The sequence below is a fragment of the Hymenobacter jejuensis genome, from assembly GCF_006337165.1.
In the GTDB taxonomy this organism is placed as follows: Bacteria; Bacteroidota; Bacteroidia; order Cytophagales; family Hymenobacteraceae; genus Hymenobacter; species Hymenobacter jejuensis.
Genome location: NZ_CP040896.1, coordinates 3,627,351 through 3,652,326 on the forward strand (window position 1 = coordinate 3,627,351; position 24,976 = coordinate 3,652,326).

The window sequence follows — 24,976 nt, forward strand, 5'->3', positions numbered from 1 at the left end:
ATTCCAGCAGCGAGGCGCGAAAAGCGCAAGGGTAAAACTTCGAAACCCACTACCTTTGCACCCTTATAGCAAAGTAGGATGATTTCCATCAACGACTTAGATTTCCATTTTGGCTCGCGTACCCTCTACGACAAGGCCAACCTCCACATAAAGCCCAAAGACAAAATCGGCCTGATCGGGCTGAACGGAACGGGCAAATCGACGCTGTTGCGCGTACTGGTCGGCGAATACAAGCCCGACGGCGGCAGCATTCAGATGAGCAAAGACGTAACGCTGGGCTTCCTCAACCAGGATTTGCTCAGCTACGACACGCACGAAAGCATTCTGACGGTGGCCATGCAGGCCTTTGAGGAAGCGCTGAGCCTGCAAAAGAAGATTGACGAGATTCTGCTCGAATTCGAAACCAACTACCACGACGACCTCGTGGAGAAATTGGCCGATATGCAGGAGCGTTTCGAGGCGCTGGGCGGCTACACCATGCAGGCGCAGGCCGAGGAAATACTTGAGGGCCTGGGCTTTAGCACCGATGAGCTGCAACGCCCGCTCCGCACGTTTTCGGGCGGTTGGCGCATGCGCGTGATGCTGGCCAAAATCCTGCTGCAAAAGCCGTCGTTACTGCTGCTCGACGAACCAACCAACCACTTGGACTTGCCCTCGATCAAATGGATCGAGAACTACCTGGCCGGGTACGAAGGTGCCGTGATCATCGTATCCCACGACCGCGAATTTCTGGACCGCACCACCAACACTACGGTGGAGGTAAGTGGCGGAAAACTAGTGCCTTACGCTGGTAATTACTCGTTCTATCTGGAAGAGAAGGAAGAGCGCAACGCCATTCAGAAAGGCGCTTTTGAGAACCAGCAGGCCCAGATTCGGCAGGCCGAGCGCTTTATTGAGCGTTTCAAAGCCAAAGCCTCGAAGGCCAAGCAGGCGCAAAGCCGCGTGAAGATGCTCGACAAACTGGAGCGCATCGACGACGTGGCCAACGACGCGGCGAAAGTGAACATCAAGTTTCAGTTTACGGTGCAGCCGGGTCGTCACATCCTGCGCATGGAGCACGTGGGCAAGAAATACGGCGACAAGCTGATTTTCCGCGATACACACGTGCACATCGAGCGCGGCGACAAGATTGCCCTGATCGGGGCGAACGGCAAAGGTAAATCAACGCTGATGCGCTTAGTGGCTGGTAATGAGGCGCCTACCAACGGCAACCACCAGCTTGGCCACAACGTAATTATGTCGTTCTACGCCCAGCACCAGCTCGAATCGCTGAACGTGGAAAACGAGATCATTCAGGAGATGAACGAGGCTGGCTCGCGGCGCAACGAGATGGAACTGCGCTCGGTGCTCGGCTCCTTCCTCTTCACCGGCGATCAGGTGTACAAGAAAATCCGGGTGCTGTCGGGTGGTGAGAAAAGCCGCGTGGCGTTGGCCAAAACCCTGATTTCGGAAGCCAACTTTCTGCTGCTCGACGAACCGACCAACCACTTGGACATGCAGTCGGTGAACATCCTGATTCAAGCCCTGGACCAGTACGAAGGCACCTACATCGTCATCAGCCACGACCGCTTTTTCGTGGAAAATGTGGCCAATAAAATCTGGTACATCGAAGATTACCAGCTCAAGGAATATCCCGGCACCTACACCGAGTACGAGCAGTGGCAGGAAGACCGCGCCAAAGCCGACAAGAAAAACGGTGCCGCGCAACCTGTTGCTGCTAAGCCAGTTGCAAAAGCTACGGAAGAACCCAAAAAGTACTCCAACGCCGAGCGCGACGCTGCCCAGCAGGAGCTGAAAAAGGCCAACAAAGAGCTGAAAGAGGTAGAAGCCCGCGTCACGACCCTGGAAAAGGAGTTGGCCGTGTACGAAAAGCAGCTTGCCGACCCTGGCATCTACAACAATACCTCACAGCTTAAGGACACCACTGTGAAATTCGAGCAAGTGAAGAAAGAGCTTGCCAAAGTGAACGACACTTGGGAAACCTTAGCCGAGAAAGTGGAAGGCTTGGAAATGCGTGTGAAATAAATATTTGATGATCAGGTATTTACAGAAGGGAGTTAGTGAAGAACTAGCTCCCTTCTTTTTTGAGGAAGGGTAGAAGCAAGGTTGCAAAGACGGTAGTACGGATTCTTAACAAGGCTATAAGCCGGTATTGTGTGTTAAACAGTACCTTGTTTTGCAAGGTAGAAGTTGTATGTTTATGCCCGTATCCTTATCCGTGTTAATTAGGAGGGATACACACCTCTTAAACTTCTGTTTTTTGCACCTATGTTACGCTCGCGGCTTCTGCAAACGGCCTTGCTTCTTCTCCTTTGCTCCCTGGGTTACATCGCCCAAGCCGGTTCCGGCTTTGCGAACCTTCAACAAGGTCCGCACGGCGTCGGCCTACGAGTAGTGCAGCAATACGATTACGCGCGTTCCTACCACGACAGAACCGACTTGGTTACCGGCAAGGCATATCTCGGTGAACGGGCCCGGCCCGTGCAAACGCTCGTGTGGTATCCGGCTCCGAAAGCGGGCACGCCCATGCGCTACACCGATTACCTGCGCACCGAAGCCACCGACGAGGTATTTGAGCAGTCCCCGGTCCAGGTAACGGCCTTCATGACGGGCCGGCAGCAAAGCCTAGCAGCCCAGGTCGGGCCTAAGCAAGCGCGGGCCGTCCTCGAGCAGCGCATGTGGGCGGTGCCAAACGCGCCGGCGACGACCGGCAAATTCCCCGTGGTTATTTACGCCGCCGGGGGTGGGGGAGTAGCGGACGAAGCCGCCGACCTCTGCGAATACCTCGCCAGCCACGGGTACGTGGTGCTGGCCAGCCGCAGCCTGGGCACCCGAACGAGCCTTATGAATTTCGACCCGGAAGGCCTTGCTACCCAAGCAGGTAACATCCGATTTCTGCTGGCTTATGCCCACACCTTACCGCAAGCCGATATGGACCACGTGGCCGTAGCCGGCTGGAGCTGGGGCGGCCTGGCCATCACGTTGGCTGCTTCCCAAGACTCGCGCATCGACGCGTTGATTAGCTTCGACGGTACCCAATACCGCGACGACACCAAGGCTGTGTCTCGCTCGCGCCTCACCGTGCCGTGGCTGTATGTGCAGCGCCGTCCCGAATCGGTGCGGGAACTCAGCGCCAACGGCATGGAGACCTCGTCAATCCTGCTGAATGAAGCCAAGTATTCCGATCGGTACCACGTGGTTATGAACCCGATGGAGCACCTGGATTTCTCCACGAAAGCCCTGCGTATGGCTTCGCCAGCGCACTTTTCGGAGTATTCTCGCGCCGAAGTGGAAGCCGCTTACCACTGGACCTGCCGCTACACACTGGAATTTTTGAATTCCACTCTAAAAGCGGCCTCCACCGGCTGGCAGTTCCTCGAACGCACACCTGTTCAAAACGGCGTGCCGGCCCATATGGCCCAGTCGTACCACCTGCCGGCCCAGCCCGGCCCCATACCCACGCAAGCGGGATTTGCAGCCGCCCTGGCCCAAGAAGGCTTCGACCACGCGCTGGCAGTTTATCACCGGATGCAGCAGCAGGACTCTTCTTTTGTCCTCTCCGAAATGGTCCTCAACAACTGGGGCTACCAGCTTATTCGCGAGGCGCACGACCTGCAGGCAGCCTTGGCCATTTTCCGCCTTGGTACCGAACTCTATCCGGGTAGCTTTAATCTCTTCGACAGCCTGGGCGAAGCCGATGAACTGAACCACGATCCGACGGCGGCTAGCACGCATTACCGGCGCTCCCTAGAGTTGAATCCGCAGAACGGCAATGCCCGGCAACGCTTGCAGGCACTGGGCGCTCCTGCGCACTAACTGTATGTGTCACTGCTGCATAGGCAAGAAGCAACCGCTCACTCGTAACGGGCGGCCAAACCGCTTGTCTACTTGAGGTAGCCCACAAACTTCCCCACTTGCCAAAGGAAGAAGGCTCACCTTTAGTCCGTTTTTGCCTTTTTGCACTAGTTTTAAGCATGCATGTATCCCGCCTTGTTGTAGCGTTGTCTTTGCTTGTGGCTACCGCGTGTGTCCCGTTGGGCACGCCCATCACCGACCCGAACGCGGCGCGCCAGCCCGGCGGGCAGCAGCGTCCGCCGGAATATTATGCCGATAAAGCGCTGCGCTACCAAGATTACACCTACAGCCCGGAGGTGCGTTCGGTGCAGTGCTACGTCGCTACGGGCCAGCCAACAGAGGTATTCAACCCGCCCATTGTGCCCATGGCACAGGGGCAACCCGTTGTGTTAGAGTTTGATATGCTAAGCGCTCAGGCGCCGCGCCTGACGGGCAAGCTAATTCACTGTGATGTCGACTGGAAACCGTCGGCGCTGACGGACATGCAGTTCCTCAACGAGATCAACGAGTTTCTGATCACCGACTACCGCACTTCCATCAACACCAAAGTGCCTTACTACCACTACCGGCTCCAGATGCCGCGCGTGAAGCTGAGCGGCAATTACTTGCTGGTAGTGCAGGGAGCGGGCAATGTACCCGTGGTGAGCCGTCGGGTGCTGGTGTACGATAATGGCGTGGAAGTGTCTCTGAAACAAGGCATTCCGGTGGCCGGACAGGAGCGTTACACGTTGCAGCAGCTTGATTTTGGCATTCGCTACGCCAGCGCCAATCTGGTGAATCCGGCGCAAGAGGTGAAGGTGATGCTCCGGCAGAATTTCCGGTGGGACAACGCCAAAGTGAACCTGCGCCCGACCTTTGTGCGCGATGCCGAACGGGTGCTGGAGTACCAGTATTTTAACTTCGAGAACGCGTTTCCGGGCAGCAGCGAGTTTCGCTTTTTCGACACGCGCTCGCTGCGTACGTTGGGAGTAGGCATGGCCAAGCTCGACGGTGCGGCCTCGCCGCGCGAAGTACTGCTGACGCTGGAAGGCACCCGCGCCGGGCAAGGTTACACGCAGTACGAGGACATTAATGGGCAGCGCGTATTTGAAAACCGCGAGTATGGAAACGGTGCCACCAACGCCGATTACGCCAACGTCACGTTTCAACTGCACGCCGAGCAGGCCGCACCCGGCCCGGTTTACGTGTTCGGCGCCCTCACCGACTGGCAGCTAAAAGATGAGTTTAAGCTCACGTATGACGTTGCCAGCCAGCAGTATACGGGCAAGGCGCTGCTCAAGCAAGGGTATTACAACTACTATTACGTGGTGGGCAAACCCAATGCCGCCCCCGACGATGTATACTTCGAAGGCAGCCATCAGGAAACCGAAAATCAGTACGATCTGCTGGTGTATTACCGCCCGCCCGGCACCCGCGCCGATTTGTTGATTGGATATCAGTCGGTCACGGTAAATAGCCGGCGGCCTTAAGATTTGGCATGTACAAACATCTGATAATCAGCTGTTTGCATTTAGGATTAGGGCTTTGGCTTAAGCTAACAAAAGCCGCATAGATAGGCTGCACTGCGTGTGCGTTTAATGAACGCACCGAAACTTAGGCATGCTATGTGCATACCAGCCGGCGTAACCCTTTCTTTTAGGGTTCGTTGCTAGCACATCTGCCGTATCATTAGCGGCGGAATTACGCTCTCTCGCCATGAAAATCCCATCCTTTCGCGGCTTACACACCGCCGCCCTGTCCTTGCTGCTCTTGCCGTTGGTTAGCTCCACAAGCCCCACTGCAAACCAGCCAAAACCCTCTGCGCCCGTTCAGGGTGCCCAACCCGATCCGGCGGTCATCGCCCAATTTGGGTTGCTCGACAACGCCAAGCTGCAAAGCTACATGAACGAAAAAGGGCAGCAGATGGGCCGTGTTTCGGATCGCCCGGCCGACGTAAAGGGCTTTACCATCGTCGATTCGCCCATCGTCAATGCCTTCGCTACGCCCGATGGCCACGTGTACTTTACGCGCGGCATTATGGCGTACCTCAACGACGAAGCCCAGTTTACGGGCGTGCTGGGGCACGAAATCGGGCATATTACGGCTCGTCATGGTCAGAAGCAGCAAACCCGCAACACGGCCGCTGGCATAGGTATGATACTGGGCTCCATCATTGCCCCCCGCGTGATGCAGTCGATTGGGCAGCCGCTCACGCAGGTGGTGGGGCTTGGCCTGCTTAAATACGGTCGCGATGCGGAAAACGAAGCTGATGTGTTGGGCGTAAAATACTCCAGCAAAATCGGTTACGACCCGGCTCACATGGCCGATTTCTTTCTGACGTTGCAGCGCACCGAGCAGCAAAGCGGTGCGGCCGGCGTGCCCACCTTCCTGAGCACTCACCCCAACTCTGCCGATCGCTACGAGCGTGTGAAGAAGTTGGCTGTTACGGCTGAGCAGCAGGCCGGTCGTCAGCTCGCCATCAACCGCGACCAATATTTGCGCCTGCTCGATGGCCTAGCCTACGGCGACAACCCGCGCGAGGGCTTCGTGGAAAACAGCGTGTTTTATCACCCCGAGCTGAAATTTCAATTTCCGATTCCGCAGGGCTGGCAAAGCCAGAACTCACCCAGTCAGTTTCAGATGGCGGAGCCCAACGGGAAAGCCGTTATGGTTTTGCTGCCAGCCGGCAACAAATCGCTTGATGAAACTGCTCAGGCACTAGCGAAGCAACTCAACCTGCAGTCGCCGCAAGCCCAGAAAACGACGATCAATGGCTTCCCTGCTGCCGTTATTCAGGGCGACCAAGTCGGGCAGGATCAGCAAACGGGCCAGCAAGCCATTACGGCCCGCACGCTTAGCTACATCATTCAGGACGGCCAGACGCTGTATGCGCTCGTGGGCCTCACAGCACCTTCAACTTTCGAAACTTACGCTCCGCAATTTCAGCGTACGGCCCAAGGCTTCCAGCGCCTCACCGCCGCCGACAAGCTCAACCGCCAGCCCGAGCGGGTGCGCATCAAAACTGCCAAAACCAGCACCACGCTGGCATCAGCCTTGGCTGCCAATGGCGTGCCCTCGAAGCGCTACGAAGAACTCGCTATTCTAAACGGTATGAAAACCACCGACAAGCTTACGGCTGGGCAATTGTATAAGGTGGTGGGCAAGTGATCCTTATTGCTAATAGAAAACGAAAGGGGCACTTATTGAAATAAGTGCCCCTTTCGTTTTCTGAGCTTACTCGAGCAAAATAATCTTTTTGGCGTGGGTAATCCGATAGTATCCTGGATAAAACTGGTTGATAGTAATTGTTCCTGCCAGTCGTTGAGGATTTATACGTTGTATTGTGTCGACCGACATATCGTCGACGCGTTTAAGAGTGAGCTCAACAGCAGATAAATAATTCCGCCGCGCTTGGTGTCCTCGTACATAAAAGGAGTCAGCCGAACTTGGCCAGGATGCATTTAGCAAGGCGAACTGAAGTTGCCCTGCGCTTATATGGCGTGCCGTGTGCGAGTTTACCGATTCAACATTTTTACCAAGAGAAATCGTATCGTTGATGTCGCACGGAATGAAGTAATCATAGCTCGTGCAATTTCGTGCGTTGTCCAGTACCAAGATTCCCTTTTCGTGCAAGACTTGTGGCTGATGCTCACAACTTACTGATAGCAATCCTAAGCAGAGCAGCCACAACGCGTTTTTCATAGAGGAAGATATACACAAGAATGCCCCAACCGAGAATCGGTTGGGGCATTGAAATTACAGACCTGCTGAAGAAATCAAAGGGCCCAGATCAGACGTTAAACCGGAAGTGCATGATGTCGCCATCCTGTACCACGTAGTCTTTGCCTTCGACTGCCATTTTACCGGCTTCCTTGATTTTTACTTCGGTCTTATATTCTTGATAATCAGGTAATTTGATTACCTCGGCGCGAATAAAGCCTTTCTCGAAATCGGAGTGGATAACGCCAGCTGCCGCCGGGGCTTTGTCGCCGCGGTGAATGGTCCAGGCGCGTACTTCCTGCACGCCGGCGGTGAAGTAGGTAATCAGGTTGAGCAACTCGTACGAAGCGCGGATTAGGCGGTTCAGGCCCGACTCTTTCAGGCCATACTCGGCCAAAAACATCTCTTTCTCCTCGGGATCTTCGATCTCGGCAATCTGCGACTCAATAGCGGCCGAAACCAGTACTACCTGCGCGCCTTCGTTCTTGACGTGCTCGCGCAGCGCTTCAACGTGGGCATTGCCGCTGATGATGCTGGCTTCGTCAACATTAGCCACGTAGATAACTGGCTTAATAGTAAGTAGTTGCAAATCGGCGACGGCTTCCAGTTCGTCGGCAGAGGCATCCACGGCGCGGGCGTTTTGGCCCGCTTCCAGAGCTGCCTTGAAGCGTTGCAAAGCGGCTACTTCTTTCTTAGCGGCGGCATCGCCACCCTTGGCGCTGCGCTCCGACTTGGCCAGCTTTTTATCAACGCTCTCCAAGTCCTTGATTTGCAGCTCTGTATCAATCACGTCCTTGTCGAATACCGGATCGACACCCCCGGCTACGTGCACGATGTTGGGGTCGTCGAAGCAGCGCACTACGTGAATGATGGCGTCGACTTCGCGGATGTTGGCCAGGAACTTATTGCCCAAGCCTTCGCCGCGGCTGGCGCCTTTTACGAGGCCGGCAATGTCCACAAACTCAATGATCGTGGGCAGCACACGCTTGGGGTTCACGAGGGCTTCCAGAATCTGGAGGCGCTCGTCGGGCACCGTAATCACGCCCACGTTGGGCTCGATGGTGCAAAAAGGATAGTTGGCCGATTCGGCCTTGGCATTCGAAAGGGCGTTGAATAGCGTGGACTTACCCACGTTCGGCAAACCGACGATTCCGCAGCGGAGACCCATCTTATGTAGTAGAAATGTTGGATTAAAGATTACGAGTCGGGCCAAAGGCACAATTCGGGTGCAAAGGTACGGCTAACTTTCGGGGAAAACGTGCCCTCTGGTCGGTGATACGGTATAGGGTAAAAGTGAGCGGCTAGTAAAGGCAAAAATGCCGCCTACAATAGCCTATAAAAGACACAGCGCGGCTCTGCAATGCAGAGCCGCGCTGTGCGGCAAAGAGAGAAAAATCGAGTAGGTGTGCTTCGATAGGCAGCGAAAGGTTAGTAGTTGTCGTCGCTTGTGGTGTTGTAAGAGTCGTCGTTGTACTGGCGCGGGCGATCCAATTCGGCTACTTCATCTTCCGACAGCAGTTCTTCGCGCACATACTCTACGGCATCTTGTAACGCATCCACGAACTTGGCAAAGTCTTCTTTGTAAAGAAAAATTTTGTGTTTCTCGTAGGTGAAAGTATCATCGTCGCGGAGCTTGCGTTTGCTTTCCGTGATGGTGAGGTAATAATCTTGTCCGCGCGTGGCTTTCACGTCGAAAAAGTAGGTGCGCTTACCGGCTTTGATGCGCTGGGTGTAAATTTCTTCCTGATCGTGACGGTCTTCCACGGTTCCTTCTGTATTTGTTTTATTCCAAGATGAGTGAATTGCTGTACAAGGTACGTGGCCTACTGCGAATATAAAAATTTTAAGAAGGTAATTTTTCCACAACAGCCTGCGGTATCTTTGTTAAAGCGCGTTTTAGTCAATTAAAATGCCAAAATCCTAAGAAGGATCGTTTATTCATAAAATGATCTTTTTCGGGTGTTGCAGGCTTGCGGATGCTGCTGAAATAGGCGTATTTGTAAATATTTATAAATCAAATGGTTATGTCGAAGCTTCTGGATCTGTCCGCCGTTCAATCGTTTGGAAACTTGGAGTTTTTGGCGCGTCAGCTGGTGGAAGGTTTTATTACCGGATTGCATCAATCGCCTTACCACGGGTTTTCGGTGGAGTTTTCGGAGCACCGGCTTTACAATCCCGGCGAGAGCACGCGCCACCTCGACTGGAAAGTGCTGGCCCGCACCGACAAGCTTTTTGTAAAACGCTACGAAGAGGAAACCAACCTTCGTTGCCACCTGCTGCTGGACGTGTCGCCGTCGATGTATTACCCGGAGCCGTCGCACGATAAATTGCGTTTTTCGGTGCTGTGTGCCGCGGCCCTTACCACGCTTCTACAAAAGCAGCGCGATGCGGTGGGCCTCGTCACCTTTGCCGACCAAATTGAACTACAGACGCCGGTACGCTCGACGAGTACGCATCGGCATACTTTACTGCTGACGCTGCAAAATCTGCTCGAAAGGCCGCTTACGCGCCGCCCCACCGACGTGGCCGGCGTTATCCACCGCATCGCGCAACAGATTCCGAAACGGTCGTTGGTCGTGTTGTTCAGCGACATGCTGGGGCGCGCTCCCGACGAGCAAACCGAGGCGTTATCGGCGCTGCAACACCTGCGGCACCAGCACCACGAGGTGCTGCTGTTTCACGTGATGGACCGTGCCACCGAATCGGATTTTGCCTTCGCCGACCGGCCTTATTTGTTTGAGGATATCGAGACCGGGGAGCAGATTAAGCTGCAACCCGCCCAAGTCCGCGAGCAGTACCAAGCCGCCATGCACAAGTACGAGCAAGAATTGGCTCTGCGCTGCGGCCAGTACAAAATTGACTTTGTCCCAGTTGACATCCGCGAGCCATTCGATAAGGTATTATATGCTTATTTGGTGAAACGCGGCAAGGTGCGGTAGGTTTAGATGGCCGGCTGCTCAGTTATAAAGGGCCTCTTAGTACGAACGGGAAGCAAAAGCATTGCCTTACTGCTTGGGAGCTGGCGTGTTGTCCAGCGACTGCCATAAGTACTTGCAGGCCAAGCTTCTGTAAGGTCGCCACGATTCGGCGATTTCGATCATGCGCTTGTGTAGAGCTTTTCCGGTTTCTTCCAGGTTATAATGCCGCCGCATGGCATTCTGAATGCCCAAATCGCCTTCCGAAAACACGTCTGGCTGTTCTAAAGCAAACATTTGAATCATTTGCGCTGTCCAGCGCCCGACGCCTTTGATGGAGGTGAGGTGGCGCGTCAGGGCGTCTTCATCTAGGTTAGTAATGTGTTGATAATCAAGTTGGTCTTGCTGGGCAAAGTCGGCGATGGCGCGTAGGTAACCGGCTTTTTGTTTAGAGATGCCCGCCGCCCGCAGCTCCTCGTCCGATAGTGCTACCACGGCGGCGGGTTCCGGGTAGCCGTCGGGCGGAAACAGGCCCTCAACTTTGCGCCAGATGGCCGCAGCAGCTTTGGTCGAAATCTGCTGACTTACAATGGCTTTCAACAACGCCAAATAAATATCCTCGTGGGCGCTGGGCCGAATCGGTTGGCCTCGATCGATGAGGGCAGCCAGTATTGGGTCGGCTTGGCGCAGGTGTTGTAGAGCAGAGTTTTTGGCAGGCATAACTTTCTGAAAATCAGGCAATATCAGCGGCGTGGGTTTCTACCGCCAGGTACTCCAAGATCTCGCCCTGGGCACTCAGCTTTACGCCCGTAAGGTAGCGGCCAAGGTAAGCCCCGGTGTCGATGTAAATGGCGTTGCGTTCGTGGTCTTCGTAGGGCATGCCATTGGTGGGCGTGTGGCCCACAACTTGCAGCTTGCCAACCGCTTTGAGCGGCCCGCGGCGCCACAGGATGCCGTCGGGATGCTCCAGATCATAGGGGTTGGTGGTATCGGCAACTCCGGCGTGGCTGATGAGGATGTGCTCATTTTCCCACACCAACGGCCGCTGCGCCAACCAGATCAGATGCGGAAGCAAGAGCTGCGAGTACACTTGGTACTGCTGAATGGTCGATTTGCCGCCCCATTGTAGCCAGCCAGCATACGGCCCTTGCGGACCGTAGTGCCGAATCATGCCGTATTCGTGGTTGCCTTTCAGAAAGAAAGCCTTGCCCGGATGCTGAAGATCTAGGGCAATAGCTGCCGCCACAGTGCCGGGAACGTAGTTGCCGCGGTCCACAAGGTCGCCGACCTGAATCAGGATCTCTTCGTCGGGCTTCCACTGCTGTAGCAGCTTCATGAACGTATGGTAGCAGCCGTGTACGTCGCCAATAACAAATAAATTCATGGTTATCAGCCCTTTGCTAAAGTGGGAATGGCAGTGGAACGGGAGAGCGGTTTCGGCAAGTTTAAAACCAACTTAAAACAAATATTGATGAGGATGTAATTATGCTTCAATGCTCAGTTGTAACTCCTTCAGTCACAGTGCGCAACCCGAGCCGCTTTACCAAAGGCCCGATGGTGAGGCCTTGTACCAAAATGGAAAAGATTACTACAATGTAAGTCACGCCCACAATTTGGTCGCGGGGCATAGTACTGGGCAACGACAGCGCCAAGGCAACCGAAATACCGCCGCGCAGGCCGCCCCACGTCAGGATGCGCAGGGTGGCACGGTCGAAATGGTACCGGTAGCGCAGCAGCCCTAAAGGAATTGCAACGGCAATGAGGCGAGCCAGCAACACGACTATAATCGCCACGCCTCCGATGAGCAGGGTAGTGTTGGAGATGTCCAACACCAGCATTTCCAACCCGATCAGTACGAACAAGATGGCGTTGAGTACCTCGTCCAGCAATTCCCAAAACTTGTCCAGGTACTCGCGAGTCACGTCCGACATGCCCAAAGATCGGCCTTTGTCGCCCACGATGAGTCCGGCCACCACGATGGCCAGTGGTCCGGAGGTGTGCAGAGCGGTGGCCAGTGCCGTGCCGCCCATCACAAGTGCCAGTGTAATGAGTACTTCTACCTGGTAATGATCAATTGAGCGCAGCGCCCAGAAAGCAACGTACCCCAGGATCGCTCCCAAGACCATACCGCCGACGGCTTCCCGGAGAAAAAGCAGACCAATGGAAGCCGGCCCTGCTTCGTCGGCGCCGACAACGGCAATCTGGTACAGGCTTACAAACACGACCACAGCAATTCCGTCGTTGAACAGAGACTCGCCTACTATCTTGATTTCTAGAGACTTAGGTATTCTGGCTTTTTTCAGGATACCCAATACCGCGATCGGATCGGTGGGGGAGATGAGCGCCCCAAACAGCAAGCAGTGAATCAGGGGCGTTGGGATGCCAAACAGCGGCAACAAATAATACATAGCCACGCCCACCAACCCCGTCGAAAGCAGGGTGCCGCCGGTAGCCAGCGCAGCCACCGGCAGGCGCTGGGCGCCCAGCTGCCGCACGTCTACGTGGATGGCGCCGGCAAACAGCAGAAAGCTCAACATCACCTGCATCAGCACTTGGTTGAAGTCGATGTTGCGTACCAATTGGCTCACTGTTACTATCCACGGTACACCCAGCCGACCTAGCCCCACGGCCACCAACGACGACACCAGCGACAAAATCATGAGGCCAATTGTGCTTGGCAGGCGTAGGAACCGGTAGTTGACATAGCCGAATACGGCCGCAACTACCAGCAAGACAGTCAGGGTGTTGTAGATTTCCATCAAAGCGGCGTTACGCGGCCGTTGCTACAGGGCAGCAAAGCAAGGACAATACTAACAGCAAAACCCCGACTTAGGGCAAGTCGGGGTTTTGCAACGGGGATAAGAACTGCCTAAGCTACAGGCTGCAAGGCGACCAGCGCATCTTCGATGCGCTGAACCATGGCATCATCAACGTCGAGGTGCGTTACGAAGCGGATCATTTGCGGCCCAAACGACGAGGCCCGAATGCCTTGCTGCTCCAGATGCCGCAGGAAGCTGTCGGCGGGCATCTCGTCTTTCAGCCGGAAAATAACGAGGTTCGTTTCGGCAGGCAGCACAAAATCGACATAGGGCTGATCGGCCAGCGCTGAGGCCAGCTGACGCGCGCGCCGATGGTCGTCGGCGAGGCGCTCCACGTTGTGCTCTAGGGCGTACAGGCCCGCCGCGGCGAGGTAACCCGCCTGCCGCATACCGCCCCCCATCACTTTGCGGATGCGGCGGCATTTACGGATAAATTCCTTCGAGCCCAGCAGCACCGAACCCACCGGCGTGCCCAAGCCTTTCGACAAACACACCGAGATAGAGTCGAAGTAGCGGCCGTAGTCGGCGGCTTGCTGACCGGTAGCTACCAAGGCATTAAAAATTCGGGCACCGTCGAGGTGCAGCTTCAGGTTGTGACGGCGCGCCACGTCGGCGATTTCGGCAATGGTTTCGATTGAGTAGCAGCTGCCGCCGCCCCGGTTGTGCGTATTTTCGAGGCACACAAGGCGCGTGTCGGGGTAGTGCACGTTGTTAGCGGGCCGGATGGCTGCTTCTACCTGCGCGGCCGTGAGCAGGCCCCGGTCGCCGGGGAGCAACGCCACCGAAGCCCCCGAGTGGAAGGCTATGCCGCCGACTTCCCACAAATAAACGTGGGCCGTTTGCTCGCAAATAACTTCCGATAGCGGCTCGGTGTGAGCCTTAATCGCAATCTGATTGGTCATGGTACCGGACGGGCAGAACAGGCCGGCCTCCAGCCCAAAGCGGGCCGCGGCGGTCTCTTCCAGGGCGCGCACAGTTGGGTCTTCTTCGTATACATCGTCGCCGACCGGGGCGTTGAACATGGCCTCCAGCATGGCCGGAGTGGGGCGCGTCACGGTATCGGAGCGCAAATCGATAATTGGGTCAGCCATAGAGATTAGGGTGCAGGTTTCAGGATTCAAAAATAAGACTTACTTTTGCCCCTCCTTTATAAAAAGACTTAAACCGACCCGGATATGAGCACTACTCGCCTCAAGCGGAAGCATCGCAAGAACATTGCCCGCCAAAACAACAAGCAGCGCGTTATCAAGCAGTTGCTCCTGACGCCCGTTCTGAAGAACGTGGATCTCGACGAACTGAAATCGCGCTTCAACGGCGGCAACACCACTGCTGCTGCTCCAGCCGCAGCTTCGGCTCCCGCAGCCGCTTCGACGTCCAACAAGCCAGCTCAGGTAAACCAGACCGGTACGGAAGGTTTCGACGAAGCCGAAGCCATCACCAAGCCCGTCAACGAAGACGGTCAGGAAGGCGAGCACCCCAAGCCAGAAATCGCCCTGTAAAAAGGCCGCCACCGGTGTCGGTTGGCTAAGTAATACAAGAGCACCTTCTCCATACGGGGAAGGTGCTTTTTTGTAACTATTTGATTAGTAAATAGTTATGATGTGCGCAGACCCAGCTCGATCGCTTGTAGCTGCTGCACCTTGCCGTTTTCTACTTCGAAGCGCAACAGCGTCCGCACCTTGTGGAAGCCATGTCGGCCCGCAGCACCGGGGTTGAGGTGCAGCAGGCCTAACTTCGGGTCGGGCATTACTTTCAGAATGTGCGAGTGGCCGGTGATGAACAAACCGGGCCGCGTTTCTTGCACCAAGGGCCGCGCCGCCGGGGCATAATGGCCAGGGTAGCCCCCGATGTGAATCATCAGAACCTTCAGCCCTTCGATGACAAACTCCTGGGTAAGCGGCTGAGTAGCACGTACATCGCGGCCGTCGATGTTGCCGTATACGCCCCGCAGCGGTGCCAGAGCGGCGAGCTCTTCCACGACGTCTGCCGAACCAAAATCGCCGGCATGCCAGATTTCATCGCAGCCCGTGAGGTGGTGCAGAATGCGGTCGTCGAGGTAGCTGTGGGTATCGGAGAGCAAGCCGATTTTTTTCATGCCGGAGGGAGCGAGGTAGGAATAAAGGCGTTGGAGATGCAAAGAACGGGGACTGACTCCGGTTCGGCACTTCCAAACCTCCGAACTCTTAACTTTCAAACAACCGAACCGGTTGCATCTCGTATCTTGCCCGTCTTTCGCCTATTTTCGTTTGATGAAATTTATGCTGTGTTTTGCAGCGTAGGCTCCTGTCCACAATTCATTTTTGCCTCCCAGAATTTTCCCGCGATGAATGTTTTCATCAACGACATCCCGCTGATTATCAAGAAGAACAGCGAGAAGGTGTACAAGCATAAATACGATCTCATTCTGACCTCTGAGGATGATTTTTCTTCCAAAGACCTGGTCGGCGATGTGCTCGTGCGCGACGTCACGGACAGCTTCCTCGACCGTCTGCTGCGCCTGATGGAGGTGAAAAAGCTCAAAAAGCTGAAGTCGCTGACGTTGCTGGCGCGCAAGAAATCGCGGCTTATCCTGCACCTCAAAGATCAGTTTCGCATTGTGAAGGCTGCCGGCGGCCTCGTGGTGAAGGATGGCCTGGTGCTGATGATCTACCGCCTGGGCAAATGGGATCTTCCGAAAGGCAAACTCAAGAAGGAAGAAGATCCGGCGCTGGGTGCGCTGCGCGAAGTGGAAGAGGAGTGTAACATCAAAATCGACATCGGCGAGAAGCTGCCTAGCACCTGGCATTCGTATGCCTACAACGGCAACAAGATTCTCAAGAAGACCAACTGGTACATCATGCAGTGCACCGACGATACGCTGATGAAGCCCCAAGCCGAAGAATACATTGAAGAAGTACGCTGGATGACGCCGCAGGAAGCCCTGACTGTGCTGGAAGAGGCGTATGCCTCTATCGCGCTGGTGGTGCGGCATTACCTGAGCGAAGTAGCCGGCGAAAAGTCGGCCAAAGAATCCGCGAAAGAGAAATAACTTTTGCCAGTAGCCCTTTGCCTATGCGTCTAATTCGCTACTCAATAGTGGTGAGTTGCTTGTGGCTGATGGGCTGCACCAATTCCCAAAACGCTTACGAAAGGCTTGTTCCGGTTCCTACGGCCTCCCAAACCCGCCGGAACACTACACCTGCGCTCGATTTGCCCGCGCTGCTCGTGCAAAACATCGATAGCTTGCGCCGTTTGATTGGGCCGCCGCGCGAATCGCAGGGAGAAGGAAGCGCAGCGGAGCCTGGCGCACGGGGTTCGGGCACCGCCGCCAAGGTTGAAAACTGGGTGAACACGTTCGAGAAGAATAGGTCTACCCTCATCGTCACGTTCAATGCGCGCACCCGCAAGGTGGTGGACATCGTGCTGCCGGGTACGGACGAAGAAGAATTAATGCAGCAGGCCAACCTCAGCCTCTACGACTCCCGCTATATCGTGCTGCCCGTCGGCGATCCCAAATTCCTCGACCGCATAACCGGCCTCCGAATAATTCCGCGCCGTTAGCTGCCTTCGTAAGGTGGCAGCGCGAAGGGCACGAAGTCATCGACGTTGCCCCCGAAGCGATGAATTTCGCGGATAATGGTGCTGCTGATGGCCGCCAAAGCCGGCGAAGTAATCAGAAAAACCGTTTCTAAGCCCAAGTTGACGTGCCGATTGGCTTGGGCAATGGTGTTTTCGTACTCAAAATCGGTGGTGTTGCGCAGGCCCCGCAGCAGAAAGCGAGCCCCGGTTTCGCGCGCAAATTCGGCCGTCAGTCCTTTGTAGGCCTGCACCGACACGCGCGGCTCATCTTGAAATAACTGCTCGATCATGGTAATGGTCTGATCGACAGGTATATAGCGCACTTTACTGCTGTTGTTGCCGATGGCAATGATAATCTCGTCGAACAGCGTTGCTCCGCGTTGCACCACGTCCAGGTGCCCATTGGTGAAGGGATCAAATGAGCCGGGAAACAGGGCAATTCGCTTCATAAAGTCACGATCAGGGAACTAGCTTATTCGCACAGATGCAGAGCGTAAAGCTCAAAAAAGCGGTATTCAAATACGTCGTTGAGGCGATAGCTGTAGCTCAGGTCGAAAGGGCGATTGCCGAAGCGAATGTTGCGGATATACTTGCGCAGAATCGTAAACAGCTCCGAGTCGTGCATCAGGTCGCCCCACACAACTACCGTGTCTTGGTCGGGGTTGAGCTGCAACTCCTGCATCACCAGAATGGCGTAATAGATCAAATCTTCGGGCGTCGCGAAGGGAAAGACGTTGCAGAACTCCGGGCGTTTGTCGCGGATGGCCAGAATGGTAAGCTCCTGATGACTAATGCTTAAGTACAGGCGGCGCGGTGCACTCTGCTCGGTCTGATGGATTACGCCTTCCAGCAAAGCACTGGATTGATGCAAAACCTTACCGGCCGGATAGGTGTGCTGAAACCAGTCGGCCAACGCTTTTTCGGCCGCAAAGACGCTCACAATCTCTAGGCTTGGGTGCGTGTAGCGGTGTACGCTTTCGTGGCCCGCATCCACGGTGTGGTGCAAGCGCAAGTACGTCGCTTCGTCGCCGGCACGGAAAAGTGGGGACGGTAGCAACGTAAAAAAACGGTTCTGCACGGCTAAGCGCACGCTGTTCCAGCCTTGCTGGCCTACCAAGTCGTGCTGGGCTGCCAGCGCTTGCAATTGCCCGGCCAGCGACGTAGCCGAAACGGGCGAATAGTCTTCGAGCAGCACAAACTTGTTGCGGCGGGCATCGGCAACCCCCACGCGAATGCCGGCCGCTCCCGCCGTCAGGTACAGGTTATAAGTCGCTAAGTTGCTGGCATCCAGGGTTTCGTCGCGCAGACGAGACAAGGCAGTGGGCAACGGAGCAGCAGAAGCAAGGGGAGACGTAGAAGTGGATGCGGGCACGGGCTAAGGAAGAAGTAGCGCCAATCAGGCCATTAAAGGTAAAAGTTAAATGGAAAATGTATTGAACGTTTTCCAATTTGCCTCCCGCCTACTAATTATCTAATATATTGATAGTCAAGGTTTTATGTATAAATTGTTTTTCGTGCAAGCCTTCAACAAAACTGAATGTGTGGAATGTACACATCGTCGGGGCTGATGACGTGGCGCAGCACGGGGTGCAACTGCAATACGGACATGCCTACCAGCTGACGCGGCGTGAGGAAAGCCAGCTCAGTAAGTAGCTGTGCATCAGCAGCATGCTCGGGGTCGGAGCCAAGAGATGGTATGGCGGTTTCATCTTCGAGCTTTACTTCAAAGAAAAGCTCCAGCGCTTGAAGCGTATCGTTTTTGAATTCGTGCAAGTGTAGGAAACGGCCCACAGTAACTTTTACGCCCGTTTCTTCCAGAAATTCCCGCTTTAGGCAGTCCTGTATGGTTTCGCCAAACTGCCAGCCACCGCCTGGGGGCGACCAAAAAGGTTGCTCGTCGGCCAGCATGCCGCGGTGTGCCGTGAGCAGAAGGGCGCCTTCATGCACCAGCATCCCGCAGACGCGCACGCGTACTTGGCCGGTGTAGGCACTCAATAAAGATTCGGCAGGAATAGCGGAGGGGGTAAATTCGGACATGATTTTGTGGAAATACTAGCGGCTGGGACGACCAGCCAGTTGCGGTGCGTGTGCCAGCTACGGCGGAACCGGCGCTGGGGATACACAAACTGCTCCGCGGCCTGCGCGCACGAGCATCTTTCCTAACGTCGTACGCATGGTGGGCGGTATATTCGGCGTGCAACTGTGCGGTTTGGCGCAAGGCGGGCGGTACCTTTGGGCGATGAATGAGCTCACAAATCCGGCCCTGGCCGACGAATCTCTTGCTGATCGCATCCGCCGCAAGCTTGTGCGTCAGCGTTTTATGCACCACATCGGCGCCAACCTGACGACCATTGAGCCCGGCCGCGTCGAGGCAGAACTGCTATTGGAAGAAAAGCACCAGCAGCACCGCGGCTTTGCCCACGGCGGCTTGGTTGCTACCATGGCCGATCTGGTGGCTGGTTTTGCAGCCGTTACGCTAGTGCCTGATAATGTGGGTGTTGTGACGGTGGAGCTGAAAACATCTTACCTGCATCCCGGCGTGGGAAAGAAGCTGCGGGCCGTGGGTTGGGTGCTGAAAGCGGGCCGTCGGCTGCATTTCTGCGAGTCGGAGGTGTGGTGCGACGATAAGCTGATTGCCAAAGCCTCCGCAACGATGGCGGTGGTAGAGCCGCAGCAATAACAACTACCTGCGCTTGACTGCCCGCCGGGAATAAAGATATTCTCGCCGCTCACCCGTGCTGGTTGGGAGTTTTACTAGGCTGAGATTTGTTCTGAAGACGTGATAATGTCCTTCGTGCTCCGGATGCCGAACGACGGGTATCTTTACTGTCTTATTGATTAGAATTTCATGCTCTCCGTTCGCACGCCTTCTGTCCGCGATTATTTCCCTTACGAACCCACGCAGGACCAATCCATGCTTTTTCAGCAGCTGGATGAGTTCCTGAAAGACGATCTGCCGGGGCGCAAAGTGTTTGTGCTGCGCGGCTACGCGGGCACGGGCAAAACCACGGTCGTGAGCGCCCTCGTGCAGTGGCTGCACAAGTTGGGCCGCAAATACACCCTGATGGCCCCCACGGGCCGTGCAGCCAAGGTAATGAGCGCCTATTCGGGTGTGCCCGCCAGCACCATCCACAAGAAGATTTACCGCCAAACTTCCGGCTCGCCCTCCGAGCGGCTCTCTTTTCAGCGCCAGCCCAACCGCACCGCCGACACGCTTTATATCGTCGATGAGGCCTCGATGATTTCGGATGAGAAAGCCTTCGGCGAAAACGGCCTGCTCGACGATTTGATGGGCTACGTGTTTGAAAAGCCCACCAACCGCCTCTTGCTCATCGGCGATACGGCCCAGCTGCCGCCAGTTGGTCAGCTGCTCAGCCCGGCCCTGGATCCGGAGCTGCTCGCGCACCGGTTTCGGGCGAAAGTAGGCTCAGTAGAGCTGCGCCAGGTAATGCGCCAAGCCGAAGAATCGGGGATTCTGATGAACGCGACAGTTTTACGCGAAGAGCTTCGCGAGGAACAACCTGTGATTCAGTTCTTTACCAAAGGCTACCCAGACATTTATAAAATGGGTGGCGACAAGCTCGAAGATGGGCTGCGCTGGGCGTACAAGACCTTCGGCCACGAGAACACGACCATCATCTGCCGTTCCAACAAAAACGCAAACCTCTACAACCAGATGATTCGGCGGACGTTGTTCGACGCGGAAGACGAAATTGAAGCGGGCGACTACCTGATGGTGGTGCGCAACAACTATTTCTGGCTGCCAAAAGACTCGGAAATGGGCTTTTTGGCCAACGGCGACTTTGTGCAGATCACTAAAATCGTGCGCCGTACCGAGGAGTTTGGGTTCCGGTTTGCCGATGCCCGCCTGCGGTTTGTCGACTACCCCGACGAGCCCGAAATCGAAGTGAAGCTGCTGCTCGACACCTTGCACACCGAGTCGCCGGCCCTGCCCGCCGACCGTAGTAACGCCCTTTACCAAGCCATCTTGGAAGATTATGCGCATCTGCCCACCAAGCGCGAAAAGACGGCGGCCTTGCGTAAGGATCCGTTTCTCAACGCGTTACAGGTAAAGTTTGCGTACGCGCTCACATGCCATAAAGCGCAGGGCGGGCAGTGGCAAGCCGTATTTGTCGACCACGGCTTTTTGAAAGATGATATGGTAAACGCTGAATTTGCGCGCTGGCTTTACACAGCCATCACGCGCGCCGCCGACCGGCTGTTTTTGCTTAACTTCAATCAAAAGCTGTTGTCGGAGCAGTAGGAACTATACTTCTCCAACCTCAGCTGAAGCTGGGAGTTCCCTTTTGGCTTCATCCAATGCACATGCGCGCTGCTGAAATCTGGCAGGATAATTGGCCCAGCGCCTGAAAACCTTAACTTTGTTTACTGCAACTCTTTAACGGAATCAACCATGAAAAAAGCACTCGTTCTGGCCCTGTCGCTCGCTTTCGCTGGCTTTGCCGCTCAGGCTCAGTCGACGGCTGTGCAGCCTGCCAACGCGCAAACCAAAGCTGCCGGCCCGCAAATTCAGTTTGAGGAAATGAAGTATGACTTCGGTTCTATCAAGCAAGGCGATATTGTAGAGCATACTTTCAAGTTCAAGAACGTCGGCACGCAGCCGCTCGTTATTTCTAACATTGGTGTGAGCTGCGGCTGCACCACTCCTGACTGGACCAAAGACCCCGTAATGCCCGGCAAATCGGGTATCGTAACGGCTAAGTTCAACAGCACCGGCAAAATCGGCATGCAAAACAAAGTGTTGACCGTGGAGTCTAACTCGGCTGCCGGTAACGCCATGGTGTCGTTGGTGGGCGAAGTAAAAGAAGCTGCCACCGCTACTACCGAAATGGCACCTGCGAAAAGCGATGTATCAAGCGACGCCGACGGCAAGCAAAAGACGAAATCCAGCGATAGCAAAATCAAAGCAAAGCGCAAGTCGTAAGCACTAGTCGCTTTGTGGTAACAAAAAAAGGGCGCCTCGCGAAAGCGAGGCGCCCTTTTTTTGTTTGCTATATAACTAATTGATTGTCAATCAGTTAAACTTGACGAGCGGCGAGTAGCAAGCTGATCCAGCCTGCAATCAGCAACAGGCCGCCAACGGGCGCAACAGCGCCCATTTTGGTGATGCCCGTGAAGCACAGGGTATACAGCGAGCCGCTGAAAATAATGACGCCGCCCAGCCATAGCCACGCGGTAGTGCCCAGCGCCCGCAGCTCGGGACGGACTTGCAGCAAAATGCCAATGGCCAGCAGCGCCAGCGTGTGGTAAAACTGGTAGCGAACAGCCGTTTCGAAGGTGTCGAAGCGGCCGGAAGCCTCCAGCATGGGCCGTAGGCCGTGCGCCCCAAACGCCCCGATGCCTACGCCCAAGGCGCCAAGCAGGGCCGCCAGTTGAATAATCAGACGAGTTGTCATGTTCAGAATGTAAGAATTAGTGCGTCCCGTAATTACGGGCTCCAAAAATAGCGCTGCCCACCCGAATAAGTGTGCTGCCTTCTTCAATGGCGAGCGCATAATCGGCGCTCATGCCCATCGAGATTTCGCGGAAAGCCAACTGATCGGCGAAGTACCGGCTTTTCAGCAAGTCGAAATAGCTGCGTAGTTCCCGAAACTCCCGCCGCAGTTGAGATTCGTCGTCGGTGTTGGTGGCCACGCCCATCACGCCGGTAAGCTGCACGTTGCGCAAGGCCCGAAACGCCTCTGATTGCAGGATTTCTTCGGCTTCCGACAGGCTCAGGCCGAACTTGGTTTCTTCCTCAGCGATGTGAAACTGAAGCAAGCCGTTCAGTACTCGATTATTTTTAATTGCTTGTTTATCAATTTCTTGCAAAAGCTTCAGGCTGTCGATGCTTTGGATGGTGTGCACAAACGGCGCGATGTATTTCACCTTGTTGGTCTGCAGATGGCCGATGAGATGCCACTCAATGTCGGCCGGCAGCTCGGGCTGTTTGGCTACGAGTTCCTGCACTTTGTTTTCGCCGAAGAGCCGGGCGCCCGCCGTGTAAGCTTCCTGTAGCTTCTCAACCGGGTGGGTTTTGGTGACGACTACCAAGCGGCAGTTGGTGCCGGCAAGCTCTTGTTCGAAGTGACGAATGTTATCGGCAATACTCATGATGTAAAAGTAGGGGAGCGGTGCGCGCCTAGCGTTAGTCTTCTAATGCGTTGGTCAGGAACGTGTTTTTCAGCCCCAGCCACAGCAACCATAGGCCCACACACCAGAACAAATAAATGCGGTAATAATCTTTGGTGTTGCGAAAACGCGTCTGCTTGATTTCTGATTTTTCATAGCGGTCGATCTGGCGGAAGACGCGGTTGAGGGCGGCATTGTCGGTGGCACGGAAAAACTGGCCTTCGCCGGCCTGAGCCAGTTGGCGCATGGTGGTTTCGTCGAGGCGCGTTTCTACGTAGCGCGGGCGCCCGGCTTCGTCGGTGCCGTACGGCACCACGCCGTCTTTTCCCAGCCCGATCGTGTATAGCTTCAGCCCAAAGGCATGGGCCAACTGGGCGGCCGTGAGCGGATCGAGGTTGCCGGCTGTGTTCTCCCCGTCGGATAGCAGAATGCACACCTTGGTGCGGCTGCGGGAGTCGCGCAGGCGGTTGGTCGCTACGCCCAAGGCGGTACCGATGGCCGTGCCGTCGTTGGCAATCATGCCCAGATGCAGGCTGCTGAGGTTTTCGCGCAGCAAGTCGTAATCAGTAGTAAGGGGTGCCAACGAATACGCGTCGCCGGCAAAGACTACCAGCCCAATACGGTCGCCGACGCGGCCGTCGATAAAGTTGCGGGCCACGCGCTTGGCGGCCTCCAAGCGATTGGGTTTCAGGTCGCCCAGCTCCATCGAGCCCGATACGTCGAGCACCAACAGAATGTCAATGCCCTCGCCGGTTTGCACCACGCGCTCATCCGTTCGCTGCGGTCGCGCCAGCGCTACCACACCGAAGGCCATGCTCAGGCCCAACACCAAATCGGGCAAAAAGCGGAGGCCCGCCGTCCAGTCGCGGCGTAGTTGTCCGGCCACAAAAGCTACATCGAGGCGCGGGCGCCGCCGGTGCACCAGCAGCCAACGCCCCAAAAACAGCAGCGGAATCACGGGCAGCAACAACAACAGCCGTGGCTGCGCCCACGTGTAGCTTGCCAGCGTAGCATAGCGAAGCCCGTCGAGCAAAGGAGCCAGGAAGCGTTGCCAAAGCTGGTCGGGCATGAGGTTTAGAATCAAGTAGATAAGAGTTAAAAGAATCGGGTCGTGACCATGTCGTAGCGGCGTTCGGCAAAGTTGCGCAGCAGCGAAAAGGCTTCTTCCGTTTCTTCTTCTTCTTCGGTGAGCTGGTTGCCGTAAATTACGCGGTCGGCAATGCGCAGGGCTTGCTTTACGTCGCCGTTGTTTTGGTAGTGCTCCACTATCTCTTTGGTAGTGAGGCTGTTAATGGCGTTGTTTTCTAGGGTTGTCAGGTAGTTTTTCCACAGCGTGATGGCGCGTTCCATATTGGTCAGCGACCGCGACAACGTGAAGCGCTCGACGTGGCGGGCGTATTGGGCCAGAAAATACACATGGTTTTTGCGGAGCTTATACAGCTGATACCGCTGCCGCCAAGTGCGGCCAAAACCCACCACAATTCCCAGCGCTACCAAGATTACGGCCGCCGCGCCCGCCAGCCAATATGGGTAGTTGAAACGCTGTTCTACAGGCAGAAGCGTAGTATTCTGCCGCAAAACGGGCGGAGTGTCGAGGGCCGGTGCTGGAGCCGTTCGCATCAGCCGCACGGTGGCCGGGGCCGTCGCGATGGTAAGCGTATCGCGGCCGTGCAAAACCGTGATGGGCAAGCTCAGCCGCTGCACCGAATCGAGCGCGAAGGTGCGCAGGTGGTACACGGTGCGGTCGAGGCTGCGGCCTTTGCGGGTGCGGGTGGGATAATAGGTTTTGCCGACGAACTCAAACGGCTCAAACTTGGCCGTCGAATCTGGGAAGATTACTTCCAGGGAAGACTCATGATTGTGAACTAGCTCATAATCAATTACTTCGCCTATACGTACTGATGGGCGCAAAAAGCGGCTTTGCGGCTGATCCGGCGGCGATTGGGCCAATGCGCTCAGCGGTACCAGCAGCCATGCGGCAGCTATGGCCCAATGCAT

At 55.6% G+C, this 24,976-nt stretch carries 26 protein-coding genes; 11 read left to right on the forward strand and 15 right to left on the reverse strand.

Translation table 11 applies throughout. The annotated features are described in order from the left end of the window. Positions 1-78 precede the first annotated feature (78 nt). The 4 genes from FHG12_RS15070 to FHG12_RS15085 all read left to right on the forward strand — a co-directional run bounded on the left by FHG12_RS15070 (position 79) and on the right by FHG12_RS15085 (position 7,002). Positions 79-2,025: an ABC-F family ATP-binding cassette domain-containing protein gene (locus FHG12_RS15070; protein ID WP_139516508.1), complete on the forward strand. Its 1,947-nt coding sequence runs from the start codon at positions 79-81 to the stop codon at positions 2,023-2,025. A gap of 273 nt (positions 2,026-2,298) precedes the next feature. After that, the gene (locus FHG12_RS15075; RefSeq protein WP_165699416.1) at positions 2,299-3,816 is read left to right on the forward strand and encodes a dienelactone hydrolase family protein; all 1,518 of its coding nucleotides are present in this window, start codon (positions 2,299-2,301) and stop codon (positions 3,814-3,816) included. A 197-nt stretch (positions 3,817-4,013) separates the two neighbouring features. Next, positions 4,014-5,324, forward strand: a complete 1,311-nt coding sequence (locus FHG12_RS15080) for a type IX secretion system plug protein (RefSeq protein ID WP_165699417.1) — start codon at positions 4,014-4,016, stop codon at positions 5,322-5,324. 226 nt (positions 5,325-5,550) lie between these two features. After that, positions 5,551-7,002, forward strand: a complete 1,452-nt coding sequence (locus tag FHG12_RS15085) for a M48 family metalloprotease (RefSeq protein WP_139516511.1) — start codon at positions 5,551-5,553, stop codon at positions 7,000-7,002. Positions 7,003-7,068: 66 nt separating this feature from the next. Here the strand turns inward: FHG12_RS15085 and FHG12_RS15090 are convergent, their stop codons facing one another. The 3 genes from FHG12_RS15090 to FHG12_RS15100 all read right to left on the reverse strand — a co-directional run bounded on the left by FHG12_RS15090 (position 7,069) and on the right by FHG12_RS15100 (position 9,318). Then, a complete protein-coding gene (locus FHG12_RS15090) occupies positions 7,069-7,536 on the reverse strand; it encodes a hypothetical protein (RefSeq protein WP_139516512.1) in 468 nt (155 codons plus the stop codon). Positions 7,537-7,624: 88 nt separating this feature from the next. Next, entirely contained in the window at positions 7,625-8,722 is a 1,098-nt protein-coding gene (gene ychF, locus FHG12_RS15095) for a redox-regulated ATPase YchF (protein WP_139516513.1), read from the reverse strand. Positions 8,723-8,982: 260 nt separating this feature from the next. Continuing rightward, positions 8,983-9,318 (reverse strand): DUF3276 family protein, encoded by a 336-nt coding sequence (locus FHG12_RS15100; RefSeq protein WP_139516514.1) that lies wholly within the window; start codon positions 9,316-9,318, stop codon positions 8,983-8,985. A 260-nt stretch (positions 9,319-9,578) separates the two neighbouring features. Between FHG12_RS15100 and FHG12_RS15105 the strand changes: the two genes are divergently transcribed. Next, entirely contained in the window at positions 9,579-10,493 is a 915-nt protein-coding gene (locus FHG12_RS15105) for a DUF58 domain-containing protein (protein ID WP_139516515.1), read from the forward strand. A 66-nt stretch (positions 10,494-10,559) separates the two neighbouring features. On the opposite strand, the gene FHG12_RS15110 is transcribed toward FHG12_RS15105, so the two are convergent. The 4 genes from FHG12_RS15110 to ltaE all read right to left on the reverse strand — a co-directional run bounded on the left by FHG12_RS15110 (position 10,560) and on the right by ltaE (position 14,379). Next, complete coding sequence (locus FHG12_RS15110) at positions 10,560-11,189, reverse strand: DNA-3-methyladenine glycosylase family protein (RefSeq protein ID WP_139516516.1); 630 nt, start codon at positions 11,187-11,189, stop codon at positions 10,560-10,562. A gap of 13 nt (positions 11,190-11,202) precedes the next feature. Further along, on the reverse strand, positions 11,203-11,853 hold the full coding sequence (locus tag FHG12_RS15115) for a metallophosphoesterase family protein (protein ID WP_139516517.1): 651 nt from the start codon (positions 11,851-11,853) through the stop codon (positions 11,203-11,205). Positions 11,854-11,959: 106 nt separating this feature from the next. Next, positions 11,960-13,228, reverse strand: coding sequence for a cation:proton antiporter (locus FHG12_RS15120; protein WP_139516518.1), 1,269 nt, complete (start codon positions 13,226-13,228; stop codon positions 11,960-11,962). Between the two features lie 110 nt (positions 13,229-13,338). Continuing rightward, the gene (gene ltaE, locus FHG12_RS15125; RefSeq protein WP_139516519.1) at positions 13,339-14,379 is read right to left on the reverse strand and encodes a low-specificity L-threonine aldolase; all 1,041 of its coding nucleotides are present in this window, start codon (positions 14,377-14,379) and stop codon (positions 13,339-13,341) included. Positions 14,380-14,463: 84 nt separating this feature from the next. On the opposite strand from ltaE, the gene FHG12_RS15130 reads away from it, so the two are divergent. Next, positions 14,464-14,787 (forward strand): hypothetical protein, encoded by a 324-nt coding sequence (locus FHG12_RS15130; RefSeq protein ID WP_139516520.1) that lies wholly within the window; start codon positions 14,464-14,466, stop codon positions 14,785-14,787. Between the two features lie 95 nt (positions 14,788-14,882). Here FHG12_RS15130 and FHG12_RS15135 read toward each other — a convergent pair whose 3' ends face one another. Further along, positions 14,883-15,383, reverse strand: coding sequence for a metallophosphoesterase family protein (locus tag FHG12_RS15135; RefSeq protein ID WP_139516521.1), 501 nt, complete (start codon positions 15,381-15,383; stop codon positions 14,883-14,885). Between the two features lie 228 nt (positions 15,384-15,611). Between FHG12_RS15135 and FHG12_RS15140 the strand changes: the two genes are divergently transcribed. After that, positions 15,612-16,316 carry an NUDIX hydrolase gene (locus FHG12_RS15140; protein ID WP_139516522.1) on the forward strand — a complete coding sequence of 235 codons (705 nt, stop codon included), beginning with the start codon at positions 15,612-15,614 and terminating at the stop codon, positions 16,314-16,316. Between the two features lie 23 nt (positions 16,317-16,339). Continuing rightward, positions 16,340-16,828 (forward strand): hypothetical protein, encoded by a 489-nt coding sequence (locus FHG12_RS15145; RefSeq protein WP_139516523.1) that lies wholly within the window; start codon positions 16,340-16,342, stop codon positions 16,826-16,828. Here FHG12_RS15145 and coaD read toward each other — a convergent pair. The 3 genes from coaD to FHG12_RS15160 form a co-directional block, all read right to left on the reverse strand. Then, complete coding sequence (gene coaD / locus FHG12_RS15150; RefSeq protein ID WP_139516524.1) at positions 16,825-17,295, reverse strand: pantetheine-phosphate adenylyltransferase; 471 nt, start codon at positions 17,293-17,295, stop codon at positions 16,825-16,827. The genes FHG12_RS15145 and coaD overlap by 4 nt on opposite strands. Before the next feature lie 23 nt (positions 17,296-17,318). Further along, positions 17,319-18,218: a DUF3822 family protein gene (locus FHG12_RS15155; RefSeq protein WP_139516525.1), complete on the reverse strand. Its 900-nt coding sequence runs from the start codon at positions 18,216-18,218 to the stop codon at positions 17,319-17,321. Between the two features lie 152 nt (positions 18,219-18,370). Then, complete coding sequence (locus FHG12_RS15160; protein ID WP_139516526.1) at positions 18,371-18,883, reverse strand: NUDIX domain-containing protein; 513 nt, start codon at positions 18,881-18,883, stop codon at positions 18,371-18,373. 202 nt (positions 18,884-19,085) lie between these two features. Here FHG12_RS15160 and FHG12_RS15165 point away from each other — a divergent pair, with 202 nt between their 5' ends. The 3 genes from FHG12_RS15165 (at position 19,086) to FHG12_RS15175 (ending at position 21,791) form a co-directional block, all read left to right on the forward strand. Next, a complete protein-coding gene (locus FHG12_RS15165; protein ID WP_139516527.1) occupies positions 19,086-19,526 on the forward strand; it encodes a PaaI family thioesterase in 441 nt (146 codons plus the stop codon). 168 nt (positions 19,527-19,694) lie between these two features. Beyond that, positions 19,695-21,110 (forward strand): ATP-dependent DNA helicase, encoded by a 1,416-nt coding sequence (locus tag FHG12_RS15170; protein ID WP_139516528.1) that lies wholly within the window; start codon positions 19,695-19,697, stop codon positions 21,108-21,110. Positions 21,111-21,260: 150 nt separating this feature from the next. Next, positions 21,261-21,791, forward strand: a complete 531-nt coding sequence (locus tag FHG12_RS15175; RefSeq protein WP_139516529.1) for a DUF1573 domain-containing protein — start codon at positions 21,261-21,263, stop codon at positions 21,789-21,791. A 94-nt stretch (positions 21,792-21,885) separates the two neighbouring features. Here the strand turns inward: FHG12_RS15175 and FHG12_RS15180 are convergent, their stop codons facing one another. From FHG12_RS15180 to FHG12_RS15195, 4 genes are read right to left on the reverse strand one after another with little or no spacing between them, the layout of a single operon-like run. Continuing rightward, a complete protein-coding gene (locus FHG12_RS15180) occupies positions 21,886-22,263 on the reverse strand; it encodes a DUF423 domain-containing protein (protein WP_139516530.1) in 378 nt (125 codons plus the stop codon). Between the two features lie 16 nt (positions 22,264-22,279). Next, entirely contained in the window at positions 22,280-22,960 is a 681-nt protein-coding gene (locus tag FHG12_RS15185; protein WP_139516531.1) for a YggS family pyridoxal phosphate-dependent enzyme, read from the reverse strand. A 34-nt stretch (positions 22,961-22,994) separates the two neighbouring features. Next, positions 22,995-24,047 carry a vWA domain-containing protein gene (locus FHG12_RS15190; protein WP_165699418.1) on the reverse strand — a complete coding sequence of 351 codons (1,053 nt, stop codon included), beginning with the start codon at positions 24,045-24,047 and terminating at the stop codon, positions 22,995-22,997. 26 nt (positions 24,048-24,073) lie between these two features. Beyond that, positions 24,074-24,976, reverse strand: coding sequence for a hypothetical protein (locus FHG12_RS15195; RefSeq protein ID WP_139516532.1), 903 nt, complete (start codon positions 24,974-24,976; stop codon positions 24,074-24,076).

Bases quoted from the DNA above. Each gene is read 5' to 3' on its own strand.
- FHG12_RS15135 (WP_139516521.1), bottom strand. From the start codon at position 15,383: ATGAAAAAAATCGGCTTGCTCTCCGATACCCACAGCTACCTCGACGAC.
- FHG12_RS15130 (WP_139516520.1), top strand. From the start codon at position 14,464: ATGAGCACTACTCGCCTCAAGCGGAAGCATCGCAAGAACATTGCCCGC.
- FHG12_RS15085 (WP_139516511.1), top strand. From the start codon at position 5,551: ATGAAAATCCCATCCTTTCGCGGCTTACACACCGCCGCCCTGTCCTTG.
- FHG12_RS15090 (WP_139516512.1), bottom strand. From the start codon at position 7,536: ATGAAAAACGCGTTGTGGCTGCTCTGCTTAGGATTGCTATCAGTAAGT.
- FHG12_RS15070 (WP_139516508.1), top strand. From the start codon at position 79: ATGATTTCCATCAACGACTTAGATTTCCATTTTGGCTCGCGTACCCTC.
- ychF (WP_139516513.1), bottom strand. From the start codon at position 8,722: ATGGGTCTCCGCTGCGGAATCGTCGGTTTGCCGAACGTGGGTAAGTCC.
- FHG12_RS15115 (WP_139516517.1), bottom strand. From the start codon at position 11,853: ATGAATTTATTTGTTATTGGCGACGTACACGGCTGCTACCATACGTTC.
- FHG12_RS15165 (WP_139516527.1), top strand. From the start codon at position 19,086: ATGAATGAGCTCACAAATCCGGCCCTGGCCGACGAATCTCTTGCTGAT.
- FHG12_RS15195 (WP_139516532.1), bottom strand. From the start codon at position 24,976: ATGCATTGGGCCATAGCTGCCGCATGGCTGCTGGTACCGCTGAGCGCA.
- FHG12_RS15160 (WP_139516526.1), bottom strand. From the start codon at position 18,883: ATGTCCGAATTTACCCCCTCCGCTATTCCTGCCGAATCTTTATTGAGT.
- FHG12_RS15180 (WP_139516530.1), bottom strand. From the start codon at position 22,263: ATGACAACTCGTCTGATTATTCAACTGGCGGCCCTGCTTGGCGCCTTG.
- FHG12_RS15175 (WP_139516529.1), top strand. From the start codon at position 21,261: ATGAAAAAAGCACTCGTTCTGGCCCTGTCGCTCGCTTTCGCTGGCTTT.
- FHG12_RS15110 (WP_139516516.1), bottom strand. From the start codon at position 11,189: ATGCCTGCCAAAAACTCTGCTCTACAACACCTGCGCCAAGCCGACCCA.
- FHG12_RS15140 (WP_139516522.1), top strand. From the start codon at position 15,612: ATGAATGTTTTCATCAACGACATCCCGCTGATTATCAAGAAGAACAGC.
- FHG12_RS15185 (WP_139516531.1), bottom strand. From the start codon at position 22,960: ATGAGTATTGCCGATAACATTCGTCACTTCGAACAAGAGCTTGCCGGC.
- FHG12_RS15120 (WP_139516518.1), bottom strand. From the start codon at position 13,228: ATGGAAATCTACAACACCCTGACTGTCTTGCTGGTAGTTGCGGCCGTA.
- FHG12_RS15145 (WP_139516523.1), top strand. From the start codon at position 16,340: ATGCGTCTAATTCGCTACTCAATAGTGGTGAGTTGCTTGTGGCTGATG.
- FHG12_RS15170 (WP_139516528.1), top strand. From the start codon at position 19,695: ATGCTCTCCGTTCGCACGCCTTCTGTCCGCGATTATTTCCCTTACGAA.
- coaD (WP_139516524.1), bottom strand. From the start codon at position 17,295: ATGAAGCGAATTGCCCTGTTTCCCGGCTCATTTGATCCCTTCACCAAT.
- FHG12_RS15190 (WP_165699418.1), bottom strand. From the start codon at position 24,047: ATGCCCGACCAGCTTTGGCAACGCTTCCTGGCTCCTTTGCTCGACGGG.
- ltaE (WP_139516519.1), bottom strand. From the start codon at position 14,379: ATGGCTGACCCAATTATCGATTTGCGCTCCGATACCGTGACGCGCCCC.
- FHG12_RS15105 (WP_139516515.1), top strand. From the start codon at position 9,579: ATGTCGAAGCTTCTGGATCTGTCCGCCGTTCAATCGTTTGGAAACTTG.